The organism is Erythrobacter westpacificensis (genome assembly GCF_039542285.1).
Lineage (GTDB): Bacteria > Pseudomonadota > Alphaproteobacteria > Sphingomonadales > Sphingomonadaceae > Alteraurantiacibacter > Alteraurantiacibacter westpacificensis.
Map to the genome: position 1 here is coordinate 177,033 of NZ_BAABHV010000009.1, position 15,436 is coordinate 192,468.

Genomic DNA, 15,436 nt, shown 5'->3' on the forward strand with positions numbered 1-15,436 from the left:
GCCCCTTTTTCGTGGGCGATCAATCGATGATGGCTAGCCCGTCGCCGCCCGGCCCCGTGGGCAGGCGGCGCAGCACCTCGCCGCTGGCAAAGTCGATCTCCGCGATCGTGTCCGTCGCGGTTTCGGCGGCGTAGAGCCGCTCCCCGTCTTCGCTAAACACCAGAGTCACCTGCACCGCATCGCTGCTGCCGGAAACGGGGATGGTGCGCACGGCCCCATTCGTGGCGGTGTCAATCACGGTCAGATCGCCGCTGCCGAAATTGCTGCTCACCACGAAATCGCCGGAAGGGTGCATGGCGAGGCGGATCGGCACCTCGCCGGTCGGGACTTCGGCCTGCACCTCCAGCGTTACCGGGTCGAGGCGGTAGGCCACATTGTCCTCGTTGGAGGAAACCCACAGGCTGCTCGCGTCCGGCGAAAGGGCAATCGCCTCGATCGCGTTGCCGATGCGGGCTCGCGCCAGTTCGCCAATCGCGCCCGGCGTAATGTCCCACAGAACCACTTCGCCGGTCGGGATGATCGTGCCCCAGGCCCTGTTCGCCGCGACATCCACTGCCAACAGGTGCGGGCCAACCTCGCCGACCTCATGTTCGAAGGTGCCCGTCAGCCTCCCGCCCACGTCCAGCAGCTGCACGATGGAGCCGCGCCCCTCTGCCCCTGCCAGGACGCGGTCGTCTGCCAGCCACAACGCCACGTGCGCACGCGCTCCCTCGCCCAGGTCAAGCACTTCGACAGGGGAGAGATCTGCGATGGAATAGATCTCGGCCGATCGTCCCGAGTAGCACGCCACGATCAATCGCTCTCCGTCAGGGGAGATCGAAAGCTCGTGCGGGTTCTCGCAAGTGTCGACGCGCTGCGTCTCCTCGCCATTGGCAAGATCGATGCGCGACACGCTGGCCCCGCGCTTGTTGGCGACGAACAGCGTGCCGGTGGCGGCATCGGAAGACGAAGCAGGCGCCTGCGTCCCGGCGGCGGCGCTGCAAGCCGCAAGCGCGAACAGGGCGGTAATGGCGATTGGCAGGCGCATGATGGCTGGCTCTCCGGTTCCGTGTCCCGGAGCGGAGCCTAGCAGCGCACGCTACGAAAGGAAGTCGAGGATGGCGCGGCCCATGTCCTTCTTGGTGACGCTACCCATGTGATTGCCCGGAACGACCGCCATCGTCGCATCGGGAAGCGCATCGCGCAGCTTCTCAGGCGAGCCGTTGTCACGGTCCTCATCCCCGATCAGCACCAGCGTCGGCATGGTGATCTTCGCGAGATCCTCCATCGCGATATCCTCCACGCCCTGCGTCAGCAGCAGGCGCGCGGCGACGGGATCGATGCCCTGCCCTTTCATGAAGCTTTTCGCCAAGAAGGCGGGATCGCCGCGCTCGATGGTGTCGAAGCGGTCGATCATGTCGACGAAGAAGGCGCTGCGGGCCTGCCAGTTGGAAAGCCCCTCTATCCCCATGCCGCCAAGCACCAGCCGGCGCGGCTTCAGCCCCGCGATCACGGCACTGGTGGCCGTGCGCGCGCCCAGAGAGAAGCCGACGAGGTCGTAGTCCTCCAGCCCCAGCGTCTCGACGATATGCAGCGCGTCGCGCACCAGCACGCCGGGGGCGTAGAGCGCGGCGTCCGTGGGGCCGTCGCTTTCGCCGTGCACGCGCCAGTCGGGCATGATGCATTCGAAGCCGTTCTCGGCCAGCAGCGCGGCATGGCCGAACTTGATCCAGTTCATCTCGGCGCTGGAGAACAGGCCGTGGAACAGGAGCACCGGACGGCCCTCGCCCATGCGATGGACAGCGATGCGGGTGCCGTCAGGCGCGGTGATGGTTTCGCGGCGGATATCGCTCATCGCGCGATGCAGTTCTCGCCCGCCCACAGCATCTGGACGGCGGCATCGTCACTCTCGCCCAAGAACAGGCCGGTAATCTCCGGCCCCGCTTCCGCGCCGATCACGAATTCCTCGCCCACGGTGCTGTCTTCCACCATCGTGACATTATCACCCGCCAGCATTTCTCCGCGCGTGGTTTCGGGCACATAGGGTGCCTCTGCGGTGTAGCCGACGAACTGTCCGTCGCGGAAATTGAGGCTCAGCCCCTCGAAACTGGTGAAGGTGAGGCCGCACTCGTTCGGCTCGTCGCTCTCGTCGATGGCGCTGCCGACGAGATTGGCCAGCGTTGCCTCCGTCGGCGCGCGGGCGGAGCCGAAAGGCACGGCCAGTTCCTCGAAGCCGGCCTGCGCGGGGATCACGATGCCCGTGCCCTGTAGCTCCAGCGTCGCGTCGGCGACCGGCTCGATCGTGCCCTGCCCGGCGCCCGCCTCGCCTTCGCTCTCCGGTGCATCGCCGCAGGCGGCGAGAAACAGCGGAAGGGCGATCAGGGCAAGGCGGCGCATTGGCATTATCCTTTTTTCAGGTGGCGACGGCCGAGAAGCTCGGCGATCTGCACGGCGTTCAATGCCGCACCCTTACGCAAGTTGTCGCTGACGCACCACAGGACGAGGCCGTTATCGACGGTGGAATCCTCGCGCACGCGACTGATGTAGGTGGCGCTGTCGCCTGCGCTTTCCACCGGGGTGACGTATCCGCCGTCCTCGCGCTTGTCGACCAGCATGATGCCGGGCGCCTCACGCAGGATATCCTGCGCTTCCTCGGCGGAGATTTCCTTCTCGAACTCCAGGTTGATCGCTTCGGAGTGGCCCACGAACACGGGCACGCGCACGCAGGTGGCCGTTACCTTCACCTTGGGGTCGAGGATCTTCTTGGTTTCCACCACCATCTTCCACTCTTCCTTGGTGGAACCGTCGTCCATGAAGGTGTCGATGTGCGGGATGACGTTGAAGGCGATCTGCTTGGTGAACTTGCGCGGCTCCACCTGGTCGCCCACGAAGATCGCGCGGCTCTGTTCGAACAGCTCGTCCATACCCTGCTTACCCGCGCCGGAAACCGACTGATAGGTGGAGACGATCACGCGCTTGATCGTGGCGGCATCGTGCAGCGGCTTCAGCGCCACCACCATCTGCGCGGTGGAGCAGTTGGGGTTCGCGATGATGTTCTTCTTCGTATAGCCGTCGATGGCGTCGGGGTTCACCTCGGGCACGATCAGCGGCACGTCAGGATCCATGCGGTAGAGCGAGCTGTTGTCGATCACCACGCAACCGGCAGCCGCCGCCTTGGGAGCATAGGTCTTGGTCGCCTCGCTACCGCAGGCGAAAAGGGCGATATCCCAGCCGGAAAAGTCGAAATGCTCGAGGTTCTTGCACTTCAGCATCTTGCCGGTGTCGCCGATCTCGATCTCGGTGCCGGTCGACCGTCCGGAGGCGACTGCGGCCACCTCGTCCATCGGAAACTCACGCTCGGCCAGGATGGCGAGCATCTCGCGCCCGACATTTCCCGTCGCACCGACTACGGCAACACGATAACCCATTTCAAACTCACTTCCATTGATTGACGCGCGCTAGCTAGCGTGCCTTTTCGCACATGCAACCGTAATTGCGGTTTCATACGATACCGGCGAGATGCAGGGCCAGCAGGACGATCGCCGCCAGCGCGCCGAGGCAGCCCGCGATGGCCACGCCGCGGTGCGCGACATTGCGGATATAGGCGATAAAGTTGACCGTGGCGAACACCGCCAGGAAAACGAAGCTTGCCCCCTGCACCAACTGGTCCAGCGCGCCGAAGAAGGCCATGGCGCTGGCGGCGATGGCGATGACAAGGATGCCGGCGTAGGGCACGCCCTCGCTGTCGGTCCTGCCGAAGATGGCGGGCATTTCCTCCTCGTCGGCCGCTTCCCTTCCCAGCCGCGCCGTGGCGAAGATAGTGGCGTTGATGGCCGACGCGGTGGAGAAGACCGCGGCGATCGTGACGGCCACCAGCCCGGCGGTGCCCGCAGCAGCCCGTCCCGCCTCCGCCAGCGCGATCTCCTGCCGCTGCACAATGGCATCGCCGCCCACAAGCATCGCGGTGCCCAGCACCACCACGATATAGACCGCAATGGTGACGAGAATGGCCACGGTCATCACCTTGCCGATGGCCTTGCCGTCTTCCATCTCGTCGTAGTCGTAGGCGAGCAACTGGAAACCTTCGTAGGCCATGAACACGGTCGCCGCGCCGATGATCGCGCCGCTGATGCCGGAGCCGGTGCTTTCGCTGGCGACAAGCTCGCCCGCGTCCCACTGCGCCAGGCCGACGGCGGCCAGCACCACGAGGATGGCGAGCTTGCCCCAGACCACCACGATTTCCACCATGCTGCTCTCGCCTGCCCCCATCAGGTTCACGCCAGCGAGAATGGCGATCGAGGCGATGGCGGCCACCTGCGGCAACCAGCCCGGCCCGCCCACGGCATGGGCCAGGTAAGCCCCGAAGGTATAGCCGTAGACCGATACCGTCAGCGTGTAGCCCAGCATCAGCGCCCAGGCGACCACGCGCGCCACCTTGTCGTGCCCCAGATCGCGCAGGTAGGCGAAAGCGCCACCGGCCTTGTCCAGTTGCCGCGTCAGGCAGCCGTAGGAATGGGCCGTGGCCAGAGCGATCAGCCCGCCGATGAGAAAGCTGGCCCACGCCCACTTGCCCGCCACCGAGATGACAACGCCCATGGTGGCGAAGATGCCGCCGCCGATCATCCCGCCAACGGCCATGGCAAAGGCGGCGTTGGTGCTGAGCTTGGTGCCACTCATGTGCGGGGGTGAAGCACCGGCGCGGCGCAATGGCAAGCGCGGCCCTCTCAATGGCTCGTGGTTAACTTGCTGCTAACCGTGTTCGGTAACTCGGTGTTAACCGTTCACCTTCAATTCTGGGCAAGGTGACACGGAACACCCTGGCCTTCAGTCACCAGGTCGATCCTGGTTAGATCGATTGTCGCAAGAACGACAAAGGGGCGGCTTCCACCTTCTGGGAAGCCGCCCCTTCTCGTTTGCAGTGCGGAAAACCGCGCCCGAAGCTTACTTCGGCTGGTTCTCGCGACGTTCGGCGATACGTGCGCGCTTGCCGGTGCGGCCGCGCAGGTAATACAGCTTCGCACGACGCACGATGCCGCGGCGGACCACGGTGATGCTGTCGATGTTGGGCGAGTAGAGCGGGAACACGCGTTCCACGCCTTCGCCGAAGCTGATCTTGCGAACGGTGAAATTCGAGTTGATGGAGCGGTTCGAGCGCGCGATCACGACGCCTTCGAAGTTCTGCACACGCGTGCGCTGGCCTTCGACAACGCGCACACCGACGCGAACCGTATCACCGGCGCGGAAATCGGGGATTTCCTTGCCTTCGGTGAGGCCCTGGATTGCTTCGGCCTCAAGTTCCTGGATCAGACCCATTGGTCGTTCCTTCTAGTTTTCATGCTGCGCATCAGAGGCAGACTGGCCCGGAGCACCACCGCGGCGCTCCCAAAGGTCCGGCCTGCGTGACCGTGTATCGTATTCGCTCCTTGCCTTGCGCCAAGCAGCGATCTTCGCATGATCCCCCGATCGCAGCACTTCAGGGATCGTGCGCCCTTCCCATTCCTGAGGTCGGGTATATTGCGGGTATTCGAGCAAACCGTCCTCGAACGATTCCTCATGCCCGCTGGAAGCCGCGCCCATTACCCCCGGAAGCAGCCGAATGCAAGCGTCGAGTATGGCAAGCGCGGCAGGTTCCCCGCCCGAGAGGACGATATCGGCGAGGCTCACCTGTTCTACCTGCGGCCGCGCCTCGAAAAAGCGCTCGTCGACCCCCTCGAACCGGCCGCACACGAAGGTAACGCCTGGCCCCGCCGCGATCTCCCGGATGCGTGCCTGCGTGATGGGCTTTCCGCGCGGCGTCATGGCGAGGACCGGGCGGCTGTCAGCCACGCTATCGAGCGCGCTTGCCAGCACGTCCGGCTTCAGCACCATGCCCGCCCCGCCACCTGCAGGCGTATCGTCCACCGTGCGATGCTTGTCGGTCGCGAAGTCGCGGATCTGCACGGTCTCGCAAGACCAGTCCCCCCGCTCCATCGCCCGCCCCGCCAGCGATTGGCCTAATGGGCCGGGAAACATCTCAGGGTAGAGGGTTAGGATGGTGGCGGCGAAAGTCATTCAGACCGGTTCTTCGCCCGGTTGCGCGCATAGGCATCGCCCAGCAAGCCCACGCCGAACCCTGTCACGGCGGTCAGCACGCCGATCACGTAGAAGGCCATTGCCCAAAGCACCGCCATGTTCTCGCACGGCTCCTCGGTCGGGCAGGTCATGTCGTAGGAGAACGTGATCCACAGCGCATAGGCGAAGCACGGCAGGCTGACGGGCAGCGCGGCGAGCGCGGCGTTCTTCAGGCTGCGGCTTTCGGGACGATAGTGGGCCAGCACGAAGCCGATGGGAAAGGGCACGAGCACCACGGCGAAGAAGATCAGGAACTGGTCGGTCATGCCTCCAGCGTTAGGCAGGATTGCCCCTTTGCGCAATCAGCCTCGCACGGCGGAAGCGCGTTTCAGGCGCATTTCACGAATTCCACGCCGTCGCCCTCGATGGTCGCCCCGCCCATGTCGACGGGGTCGTAGCGCGCGTCCGTGGCGGGGCGCAGCACGGCGAGGCTATCGGGCCCGCGGCTTTCCAGCGGCATGTCGGGCAGCGGATCGTCCCAGTCGATGACCGGGTAATTGCCCAACGCGACGCGGCCCGTTTCGGGGGTGCCGTTGACGCTCGTCTCGATCACCAGCCTGTCGCCCTGGCCGGCGGTGATCTGGAAATCGGGCCGGTCGCAGTCGGCCTCGACGCCCTTGGCCACCCAGCTTCCTGTCACGTAGGCGCGGGTCAGCGCCACGCCGCCTGCGCGCGCCGGGTCGCGGTCCCTTGCCGGGGGCTGCATCGTGTCGATGCTGCTGGGGATGATCGAGCCCTGCCCTTCCATGCAGAAGCTGGCCTCGGCCTGTTCGCCGAAGACTTCCACGTAATCGCCAACGGTTGCACCGTCGGTCTCGCCGGAGATCGCCCAGCGCTCTCCATCCGGCGTCACCAGCACCATGCACTCGGTGCCCTGCTCCAGCCGCCCTTCGATCGCGAGCGCGCCCGCCTGCGCAGATGGGGCGGCGGCGATAGGATCGGTCTCGATAGCGGGAGTCGGTGCGCTGTCATCGCCCGGCGCGTCCGAACAGGCGGCGATGAGAGCGGCGGCGGAAACGGATATCCAGTGTCTCATGCCACTGCAACGTGGCGGACGCGAGGATGTTTCCGATCAGCCCTCGATCAGTTCGGGCTCGTCATTCTCGATCTGCGGCGCCGCGTCCTTGCCGCGCCCCAGCCGCGTGGTTGCATACCATGCGGGCGGCAGGCAGCAGACCGAGAGGATGACGAAAGTCAGCAGGACCAGGGCGACGACGCTGAGCAGGAATTCATCGTCGGCAACGTTCGCCTCGAGGAAGAAGCCGCCGAAAGCCAGGCTCATCGGCAGGAAGGCGGCGAGGCCCGCGGCCCAGATGATGCGCGCCCGTTCCGCCATGCGCGGGAACAGCAGGTGCATGCCCAGCGCCAGCCCGGCAGACATGGCCGCGATCAGGAAAATGGTGAGCAGTACCCACAAGAGCCACATGATGTTCGATCCCCAAAGCTTGCGTCCCGGCAGGTGTATTAGCGTGATAAAACGCCTGTCGCAAGGGCGCGCCTAGATATCGGCGAAATCGTCGGTGATGGTGATAGTCTCGTCGTCCCAGGTGGGAACGGCCTCGACGCGCATCGGCACCATGAAGGTCTTGCCGTTTTCGCGCTTGATCTCGATCACGTCGCCCGCGCCGAAGTTCTGCACGTCGATCACTTCTCCCAGCGTTACGCCGCTGGTCGACACGGCGGCAAGGCCGATCAGGTCGGTGTGGTAATACTCGCCTTCCTCCAGTGGAGGCAGCGTTTCGCGGGGGACGGAGAGCGTGGTGCCGCGCAGTTTCTCGGCGGCGGTGCGGTTCTCGATCTCGGCAAAGCGCGCGATGGCGCCGCCCTTGTTGTCGTCGCGAACCTTTTCCAGGGTCAGGGTCGCCCCCGAACCGGAAGCGTTGAACGACTTGTGCCCTTTCAGCGAGGCAAACCCCTCGCCGAACAGTTTCAGGCGGACCTCGCCCGTCACGCCGTGCGCGCCGGTGACAGCAGCAAGCGTGACGGGACGGGATCCGGACAAGATCAGCCTTCCGACTTCTCTTCTTCGGCAGCTTCCTCGGCGGGAGCTTCTTCAGCGGGTGCTTCTTCCTCGGCCGGAGCAGCCTTGGCTTCTTCCTCGGCAGCCTTCTTGGCTTCCTCGGCTTCGGCAGCCTTGGCAGCCTTTTCCTCGGCGCGTTCCTTGGCGGCTTCGCCCGGCTCACCCTTCTTGGGGTTGTTCTTGGGCGCACGCTCCAGGATGCCGGCGGCATCGAGGAAACGGTGCACGCGGTCGCTCGGCTGCGCGCCAACGCTCAGCCAGTAACGCACGCGGTCCTCGATCAGCTTCACGCGATCTTCGGAATCCTTCGGCAGCATCGGGTTGTAGGTACCCAGCTGCTCCAGGAACTTGCCGTCACGCGCACGGCGGCTGTCGGCAGCCACGATGCGGTAGTACGGACGCTTCTTGGCGCCACCACGGGCGAGACGAAGAGAAATTGCCATTGTAACTTACCTTTCCAACTCAATTCTTTGAATAGTCTTATTTCTTCTTGAGAAAATCCTGCATTTCCGGGGGCAGCTGACCACCCGGCAATCCGGGCATTCCGCCACCGGGAAGGCCCCCTGGCAATCCGGGCGCACCGCTGGGCGCACCACCCGCGCCGCCGCCACCGCCGCCCATGCCGAACATGGCGGCAAGGCCCTTCATGCCGCCCATCTTGCGGATCTGCTTCATGGCGCGGCCCATTTCCTGGTGCATCTTGAGGATCTTGTTGACCTCCTGCACCGATGTGCCGCTGCCAGCCGCAACGCGCTTCTTGCGCTTGGCGTTGAGCAGCGCGGGGTTGGCGCGTTCCTTGGCCGTCATGGAGCCGATGATGGCATCCATGTGGACGAGGACCTTGTCGTCCATGTTGGCATTGGCCATCGCGGCCTTGGCCTTCTTCATGCCCGGCATCATGCCCGCCAGCATTCCCAGGCCACCCATGTTCTGCATCTGCTGCAACTGCTTGCGAAGGTCGTTCAGGTCGAACTTGCCCTTCATCATGCGGTTGGCGAGTTCCTCTGCCTCTTCGGCCTTGATCGTTTCCGCCGCCTTCTCGACCAGCGACACGACATCGCCCATGCCGAGGATGCGGTCGGCCACGCGCGCCGGGTGGAAACGCTCGATCGCGTCCAGCTTCTCACCCGTACCGGCGAACTTGATCGGCTTGCCGGTGACGGCGCGCATCGAGAGCGCGGCACCGCCGCGTGCATCGCCGTCCATGCGGGTGAGGACGACGCCGGTGAGCGGAACCTCGTCGGTGAAGCTCTGCGCGACGTTCACCGCGTCCTGACCCGTCAGCGAATCGACCACCAGCAGCACTTCGGCAGGGGTCGAGACACCGGCAACGGCCTTCATCTCGGCCATCAGCGCTTCGTCGACGTGCAGGCGGCCCGCGGTATCGAGCAGCAGGACATCGACGTTCTGCAGCTTCGCGCTTTCCAGCGCACGCTTGGCGATATCGACAGGCTGCTGGCCGGGCACGATCGGCAGGGTGGCGACACCGGCCTGTTCGCCCAGCACGGCCAGCTGTTCCTGCGCCGCCGGACGATTGACGTCGAGCGAGGCCATCATCGCCTTCTTGCCCTGCTTTTCCTTCAGCAGCTTGGCGATCTTGGCGGTGCTGGTGGTCTTGCCCGAACCCTGCAGGCCGACCATCATAACCACGGCAGGCGGGCGAACGTCGAGATTGAGCGGCGGAGCCTCGCCAGCGCCCGCATCCTCGCCGCCCAACATTGCGATCAGTTCGTCGTTGACGATCTTGATGACCTGCTGGCCGGGCGTGACCGACTTCAGCACTTCCTGGCCAACGGCGCGTTCGGTGACGCGGGCAATGAAATCGCGCGCTACGGGCAGCGCCACGTCGGCTTCCAGCAGGGCGACCCGCACTTCGCGCATGGCATCGCGCACGTCCTGCTCGGCCAGTGCCCCGCGACCACGCAGGCGGTCGAAGACATTGTTCAAGCGATCAGACAGCGTATCGAACATGCGCTACTAAAACTCCTGTGCGAGCCAAACCGGCCCAAACGCGAAAAACGCCGGCGGACGAAAACTCGTCGGCCAGCGTGAGCCCCAAAAATGATTGGCGGCCCGCTAAATCAGAACACCGCGCTTGTCGCGAAGTGCGTATCGAATGCTTCGATGGTGGAGCCTAGCGGGATCGAACCGCTGACCTCAACACTGCCAGTGTTGCGCTCTCCCAGCTGAGCTAAGGCCCCTTAACCATCGATATGCAGCATCCTACCAGATGCCGTTTCCCTGTGCCAGTGGAAGCCCATCGGCGTCGGGAGGTGGCCCTTTATGAGAGGCGGGCTTGCGGTGCAAGCCCTAATTTTTGTTTAGCCCCTCAAGCGCCGGGCGCGGGCCGTCCGGCCCGCTTGGCTTTCCTCGCATAAGCTCGGGCGCGCGTTCGTGCTTGCGGCCGCTTCGCGCCCGTCTCCCGCGCGAACTGCTATGGGCGGCGCAAGCTTCGGTCAGCCTGACGCTGACCGCGAGACTGCACGGCCGCCCGCAGCGGGCGCAGCTTGCTGCGCGCCTAGCGAGGACGATCCGGGGGAGGCCGGATCGCAAATCAAACTCCTAGCTATCTTCTTCCTTCTCGTCGTCGCCGGTGTCGACGCCGAGATCGTCGTCGCCGCCAAGGTCGACATCGTTATCGGGCGAATCGTCGTCGTCGTCGATATCGTCCAGATCGTCATCGGCGAGATCCGAATCGGAATCCTTCTTGTCGTCCTTCTTCTCTTCCTCGAACGGGATCGGCTGCTTCGTCTTCAGCACCGGTTCGGGCGTCCACTCGTTGCCGCATTCGATGCAGGTGACCGGGTCTTCCTTGCCCAGGTCATAGAAGCGTTCGCCGCATTTGGGGCAGGTGCGCTTGGTGCCCCATTCTGCCTTCGCCATAAGTAAATCCTTGTTGCGTCCGGCCCGCCCATGATCGGGACGACCGGGTAAATAGCGTTCTTTGCGTTTCGGAGTAGCCCCTGAATCGCGAGCGGGCGCGCCTTGCCATAGGGCCATGCCGCTGTCAAAGCACCGCGCCGACACACGATGAGATAGGCAGTACCTTGAGTCATTCCAACCCGCCCTCGCCCAAACGGTTTTCCGGCTCCGGCCCGCTGACCGGACGCATCCGCGTGCCGGGGGACAAGTCCATCAGCCACCGCTCCATCATGCTGGGCGCGCTGGCCGTGGGCGAAACGCGCGTAACCGGCCTGCTGGAAGGCGAGGACGTGCTGGCCACCGCCGCCGCCATGCGCGCAATGGGCGCGAAGGTGGAGCGCGGCGAAGACGGCACCTGGCGCATCAACGGCGTGGGCGTGGGATCGCTGCTGCAGCCGCAACAGGCGCTCGACATGGGCAATTCGGGCACAAGCACTCGGCTGCTGATGGGCCTGGTCGCCAGTCACCCGATCACCGCGATGTTCACCGGCGATGCCAGCCTGTCGAAGCGTCCGATGGGCCGGGTGATAGACCCGCTCTCGCAAATGGGCGCATCGTTCGAAGCCAGCCCCGGCGGCCGCCTGCCGCTGATGCTGCGCGGAATCTCGCCCGCCGTGCCGATCACCTATCGCCTGCCCGTCGCATCCGCGCAGGTGAAAAGCGCCGTGCTGCTGGCGGGTCTCAACACCGCGGGCACCACCACGGTGATAGAGCCGGTGCCCACCCGCGACCATTCCGAGCGGATGCTGCGCGGCTTCGGTGCCTCGCTGGAGGTTGGCGAAGAGAACGGCGAGCGCATCATTCGGATTCACGGCGAGGCTGACCTGAAGCCGCAGGACATCGTCGTGCCCGGCGATCCCTCGTCCGCCGCCTTCTTTGCCGTTGCCGCCCTGCTCGTGCCGGGAAGCGACCTCGTGATCGAGAACGTTGGCCTCAATCCCACCCGCGCCGCCTTGTTCGACGTGCTGCGCGACATGGGTGGGCAGATCGAGGAGCTGGACCGGCGCGAAGTCGGCGGGGAGCCGGTGGCGGACCTGCGCGTGCGCCATTCCGCGCTGAGCGGCGTCGAGGTCGATCCCGCGGTCGTGCCTGCGATGGTGGACGAGTTTCCCATCCTGTTCGTCGCCGCCGCGCTGGCGCAGGGCACCACGACCACGTCCGGCCTCGAAGAACTGCGCGTCAAGGAATCGGACCGTATCACCGCCATGGCGAATGCCCTGACGCTGGCAGGCGCGCGGGCGGAAGAGCGCGAGGACGGCCTCGTGATCCACGGCACCGGCGGCGACCCGCTGCCGGGTACGCCCGCAGGCGCGGAAGTGACCACCCACCTCGACCACCGCATCGCCATGTCGATGGCCGTGGCGGGTCTTGCCAGCCGCGAAGGCGTGGCGGTTGACGATACCGCGCCCGTCGCCACCAGCTTTCCCACGTTCGAGACCTTGCTGGCGAAGGCTACAGGCACCAGCTAGGCTACAATCGAAACGAAAGGCCCCGTCCACGATCATGTCCATGACCAACCGATCCTTCCGCCGCTTCGTCGCCCCCGCCCTGCTGGCGCTGGCCGCCTGCTCCAGCGCCGCACAGGCCGCGACCTACACCATGTTCAAGGACCCGAACTGCGGCTGCTGCGACCACTGGGCCGATCACGTGCGCGAAGGCATGGAGACAGAAGTCGCCGTGACGCAGAGCACCGACATGGCTGCCGTGAAGGACGAGCACGGCGTGCCTGCGCAGCTTCGCTCCTGCCACACCATGATCGTCGATGGCTACGTGATCGAGGGCCATGTGCCTGCCGCCGAGATCGAACGGCTGCTGGCCGAGCGCCCCGAAGGCGTGCGCGGCCTTGCCGTGCCCGGCATGCCCATTGGCTCCCCCGGCATGGAAATGGGGGACCGCACCCAGCCCTACCAGGTGATTGCCTTCGGCGATGCGGGCATGTCCGTTTTCGCAAGCTACGAGTGACCCGAGCCTGAAATGGGTCCGGAACTCGACGTCTTCGCCTTCATCGGCTTCATCGGCACTGCCTGCATCATCGGCGCCTATTTCTACCTGACGGCGGTCGACAAGCCGAACCCGTGGCTGCTGCACGGCACGAACCTCGTCGGCGCTGCGCTGCTGTTCACCTCACTGCTGAAACACACAAACTGGCCCAGCCTGATCCTGGAAGGGTTCTGGGCCGCCATCGCCATCTGGGGCCTAACCAAGGCGCTGCGCGGTCGCAGGCGCACCGAAGAAGGAGCGCGCGAGGCATGATCATCGCCGTCGACGGACCCACGGCCTCGGGCAAGGGCACCATAGCCAAGGCGCTGGCGAAACACTTCGGTCTGCCGCACCTCGATACGGGGCTGCTCTACCGCGCGGTGGGCTACCAGGTCTCGCTTTACGACGGCGATCCCGACGATCCGGCCGAGGCGCTGGCCGCCACGCGGTTTGCCGACGAACTGCTTGGCCATCCGGAATTGCGCAGCGAGGCGACGGGGGGCCTCGCCAGCCGCGTTTCCGTCCATCCCGGCGTGCGCAAGGCGCTGCTGGAGCGGCAGCAGGCTTTTGCGGGACAACCCGGCGGCGCGGTGCTGGACGGACGCGATATCGGCACCGTCATCGCTCCCAATGCGGACGTGAAGCTGTTCGTCACCGCCAGCGTGGAAGCGCGGGCGCAGCGCCGCTGGCAGGAAATGCGCGACCGGGGCGAGAGCCACACCTTGCTGGAAATCGAGGAAGACCTGCGCCGCCGCGACGAGCGAGACCGCAACCGCACCGCTGCACCGCTGGTGGTGCCTGACGATGCCTACGTCCTCGACACCACCGCGCTGGACAAGGACGCGAGCATCGCTGCTGCAATCGATGCGGTGTTGGAAGCCACCGGGCAGAAACCCTGCCCGTAGGGCGCGCCGGAATTACATCGCGCCGATAGTCTCCGGGGGCGGTCCCGGCGGCTGCGGCAGGTCGATATCGTGACGGTGGTTCCATATCTCCACGATCTTGCCTTCGGGATTGAAGCGGAAGACGTTGATGATCGGCACATTCTCCACACTGGTCATGCCCATTTCAGCCGCCTCCGGCGAGGCATCGAGAGAAATGGTCCAGCGCGTTGCCACCATGTCGCCATCGGCCATCTGCCAATCGATCTCGCCGCTGAGGTCGCCGAAGCTGTGAAACAGGTCGGCGACGTTCTTCTGCTCGATGGCCGGTTCGGTCACGTTCTTGCGATCACCGATATCGTGGACGACATATTCGTCGGCGACGAATTCGGCATAGGCATCGGTATTGTCGGAGAACCATAGCTCCTCGTAGAAAGCGCGGGCGGTCTCCTTGTTGCGCTGCTCGACCGGGTCGTTACCCCCGGAGGCAGTGTTTTCCGTCGCCGCGCCGCAGGATGCAAGCACCATGCCTCCGGCGATGATCCCTGTGACATTCCTCATACCATGTCCCCCTTGTGCAAGTGGTTCAGCGCGTCTCCACCTCACGGCGCAGCCCTTTCATCAAGCCTAGCGCAAACAGCCCCTCCACCACTAAGAACAGCGGCCCGACGAGGAAGCTGCGCAGATCGTCCACGAACGCCGGTTTGCGCCCCTCGAACTTGTGCCCGACCAGCTGGAACACCCAGCCGACGACGAACATCGCGATCCCGCCGCCGAGCCATGCTGCGGTTGAAATGGAAGCGATCTGCGCTCCCGCGACGACGAAGAGGGCCAGCAGCGCGGTCATCAGCAGACCCAGCTTCAGATCGAGACTGAGATACCAGCCCGCCGCAAGGACCGCCGCGACCAGCGAAAGCGGAACCGCGGTGCCGGGAAGCGGAAGCTGCCACGGGGCCAGCAGGGTCGTGATGGAGAGCACGATCAGCGGAATGCCGACCACGTGGGTCAGCACGTTGCGATGATCGTGGTGGTAATCGCGATACTTCGCGAGCTGCCATGCAAGGCCGTTCTCAGTCGTCATTTGCCTGTCCTACACCGAAATTGGAACGGCACAAAACAAGCCATGACGACACCCCGCGCCCACCTTTCCCGGAAGCCCTTGGACCGCGCAGAAATGCGGGAGCGGTTTTCTGCTTCAGGACAGTGTTCCATGTGTTCCAGGTTAGCGCCTGCCAGCCCTCCCCCCGAGTCGCTTTCGCCTTGCCAAACTGCGCATTTTCGCATAGGCGCGCGCTCGTTCGACGGACGGATCACATGTCCGCGAGCGTGATTGCCAGCATGGTCGGCTTTCCACCGGGGCGCAACGACGCCTTTGCCAGCTGCTTTCCCGCCCGCCCTCATGCCATTCGAAGAGCGCCTGTGCCGGTATTCGGCCGCACGGGCAGTTCGGCCCTTTGGCCCGCCTCTCGCAATCCCGCGAGGCGCGGAGAAAAGACCCCCGGATCAACCGGGTGGCCGGAAAAAACGTGAAGTAGGAACCTAG

20 protein-coding genes and 1 tRNA gene are annotated in these 15,436 nt (G+C 65.1%); 4 read left to right on the forward strand and 17 right to left on the reverse strand.

The annotated features are described in order from the left end of the window. Window positions 1-19: 19 nt before the first annotated feature. The 15 genes from ABFX23_RS05530 to ABFX23_RS05600 form a co-directional block, all read right to left on the reverse strand. On the reverse strand, window positions 20-1,027 hold the full coding sequence (locus ABFX23_RS05530) for a YncE family protein (protein ID WP_346032106.1): 1,008 nt from the start codon (window positions 1,025-1,027) through the stop codon (window positions 20-22). A gap of 51 nt (window positions 1,028-1,078) precedes the next feature. Next, window positions 1,079-1,834, reverse strand: coding sequence for an alpha/beta fold hydrolase (locus ABFX23_RS05535; RefSeq protein WP_346032107.1), 756 nt, complete (start codon window positions 1,832-1,834; stop codon window positions 1,079-1,081). Further along, window positions 1,831-2,376 (reverse strand): hypothetical protein, encoded by a 546-nt coding sequence (locus tag ABFX23_RS05540; RefSeq protein ID WP_346032108.1) that lies wholly within the window; start codon window positions 2,374-2,376, stop codon window positions 1,831-1,833. Before ABFX23_RS05540 ends, ABFX23_RS05535 begins: the two co-directional genes overlap by 4 nt. Window positions 2,377-2,381: 5 nt before the next feature. Further along, a complete protein-coding gene (locus ABFX23_RS05545; protein ID WP_346032109.1) occupies window positions 2,382-3,407 on the reverse strand; it encodes an aspartate-semialdehyde dehydrogenase in 1,026 nt (341 codons plus the stop codon). Window positions 3,408-3,480: 73 nt separating this feature from the next. Further along, on the reverse strand, window positions 3,481-4,656 hold the full coding sequence (locus tag ABFX23_RS05550) for an APC family permease (protein ID WP_346032110.1): 1,176 nt from the start codon (window positions 4,654-4,656) through the stop codon (window positions 3,481-3,483). A 264-nt stretch (window positions 4,657-4,920) separates the two neighbouring features. Then, window positions 4,921-5,292 (reverse strand): 50S ribosomal protein L19, encoded by a 372-nt coding sequence (rplS, locus tag ABFX23_RS05555; protein ID WP_120078357.1) that lies wholly within the window; start codon window positions 5,290-5,292, stop codon window positions 4,921-4,923. A 12-nt stretch (window positions 5,293-5,304) separates the two neighbouring features. Next, window positions 5,305-6,030, reverse strand: a complete 726-nt coding sequence (gene trmD / locus ABFX23_RS05560) for a tRNA (guanosine(37)-N1)-methyltransferase TrmD (RefSeq protein WP_346032111.1) — start codon at window positions 6,028-6,030, stop codon at window positions 5,305-5,307. Then, entirely contained in the window at window positions 6,027-6,356 is a 330-nt protein-coding gene (locus tag ABFX23_RS05565) for a hypothetical protein (protein ID WP_346032112.1), read from the reverse strand. Before ABFX23_RS05565 ends, trmD begins: the two co-directional genes overlap by 4 nt. Before the next feature lie 62 nt (window positions 6,357-6,418). Continuing rightward, window positions 6,419-7,126: a DUF5818 domain-containing protein gene (locus tag ABFX23_RS05570; protein WP_346032113.1), complete on the reverse strand. Its 708-nt coding sequence runs from the start codon at window positions 7,124-7,126 to the stop codon at window positions 6,419-6,421. Window positions 7,127-7,162: 36 nt separating this feature from the next. Beyond that, window positions 7,163-7,516, reverse strand: a complete 354-nt coding sequence (locus ABFX23_RS05575; RefSeq protein WP_346032114.1) for a hypothetical protein — start codon at window positions 7,514-7,516, stop codon at window positions 7,163-7,165. Window positions 7,517-7,588: 72 nt separating this feature from the next. Further along, window positions 7,589-8,092 (reverse strand): ribosome maturation factor RimM, encoded by a 504-nt coding sequence (rimM, locus tag ABFX23_RS05580; RefSeq protein ID WP_346032115.1) that lies wholly within the window; start codon window positions 8,090-8,092, stop codon window positions 7,589-7,591. Window positions 8,093-8,094: 2 nt separating this feature from the next. Further along, window positions 8,095-8,553 (reverse strand): 30S ribosomal protein S16, encoded by a 459-nt coding sequence (rpsP, locus tag ABFX23_RS05585; RefSeq protein ID WP_346032116.1) that lies wholly within the window; start codon window positions 8,551-8,553, stop codon window positions 8,095-8,097. A 37-nt stretch (window positions 8,554-8,590) separates the two neighbouring features. Next, window positions 8,591-10,081, reverse strand: a complete 1,491-nt coding sequence (gene ffh, locus ABFX23_RS05590; protein ID WP_346032117.1) for a signal recognition particle protein — start codon at window positions 10,079-10,081, stop codon at window positions 8,591-8,593. Window positions 10,082-10,235: 154 nt separating this feature from the next. Further along, window positions 10,236-10,311 (reverse strand) — tRNA-Ala (locus ABFX23_RS05595). 361 nt (window positions 10,312-10,672) lie between these two features. Next, entirely contained in the window at window positions 10,673-10,993 is a 321-nt protein-coding gene (locus tag ABFX23_RS05600; protein ID WP_346032118.1) for a TIGR02300 family protein, read from the reverse strand. Between the two features lie 164 nt (window positions 10,994-11,157). Here ABFX23_RS05600 and aroA point away from each other — a divergent pair, with 164 nt between their 5' ends. Genes aroA through ABFX23_RS05620 form a run of 4 tightly spaced genes read left to right on the forward strand, consistent with a single transcriptional unit; the run spans window position 11,158 to window position 13,917 of the window. After that, complete coding sequence (gene aroA / locus ABFX23_RS05605) at window positions 11,158-12,501, forward strand: 3-phosphoshikimate 1-carboxyvinyltransferase (RefSeq protein WP_346032119.1); 1,344 nt, start codon at window positions 11,158-11,160, stop codon at window positions 12,499-12,501. Window positions 12,502-12,535: 34 nt separating this feature from the next. Further along, window positions 12,536-12,994, forward strand: coding sequence for a DUF411 domain-containing protein (locus ABFX23_RS05610; protein ID WP_346032120.1), 459 nt, complete (start codon window positions 12,536-12,538; stop codon window positions 12,992-12,994). A gap of 12 nt (window positions 12,995-13,006) precedes the next feature. Then, window positions 13,007-13,285 (forward strand): CBU_0592 family membrane protein, encoded by a 279-nt coding sequence (locus ABFX23_RS05615; protein WP_346032121.1) that lies wholly within the window; start codon window positions 13,007-13,009, stop codon window positions 13,283-13,285. Beyond that, the gene (locus ABFX23_RS05620) at window positions 13,282-13,917 is read left to right on the forward strand and encodes a (d)CMP kinase (RefSeq protein WP_346032122.1); all 636 of its coding nucleotides are present in this window, start codon (window positions 13,282-13,284) and stop codon (window positions 13,915-13,917) included. Before ABFX23_RS05615 ends, ABFX23_RS05620 begins: the two co-directional genes overlap by 4 nt. Window positions 13,918-13,929: 12 nt before the next feature. Here ABFX23_RS05620 and ABFX23_RS05625 read toward each other — a convergent pair whose 3' ends face one another. Both ABFX23_RS05625 and ABFX23_RS05630 read right to left on the reverse strand, forming a co-directional pair. Next, on the reverse strand, window positions 13,930-14,454 hold the full coding sequence (locus ABFX23_RS05625; RefSeq protein WP_346032123.1) for an ester cyclase: 525 nt from the start codon (window positions 14,452-14,454) through the stop codon (window positions 13,930-13,932). A 25-nt stretch (window positions 14,455-14,479) separates the two neighbouring features. Further along, a complete protein-coding gene (locus tag ABFX23_RS05630) occupies window positions 14,480-14,974 on the reverse strand; it encodes an Mpo1 family 2-hydroxy fatty acid dioxygenase (protein WP_346032124.1) in 495 nt (164 codons plus the stop codon). Window positions 14,975-15,436: the final 462 nt, after the last annotated feature.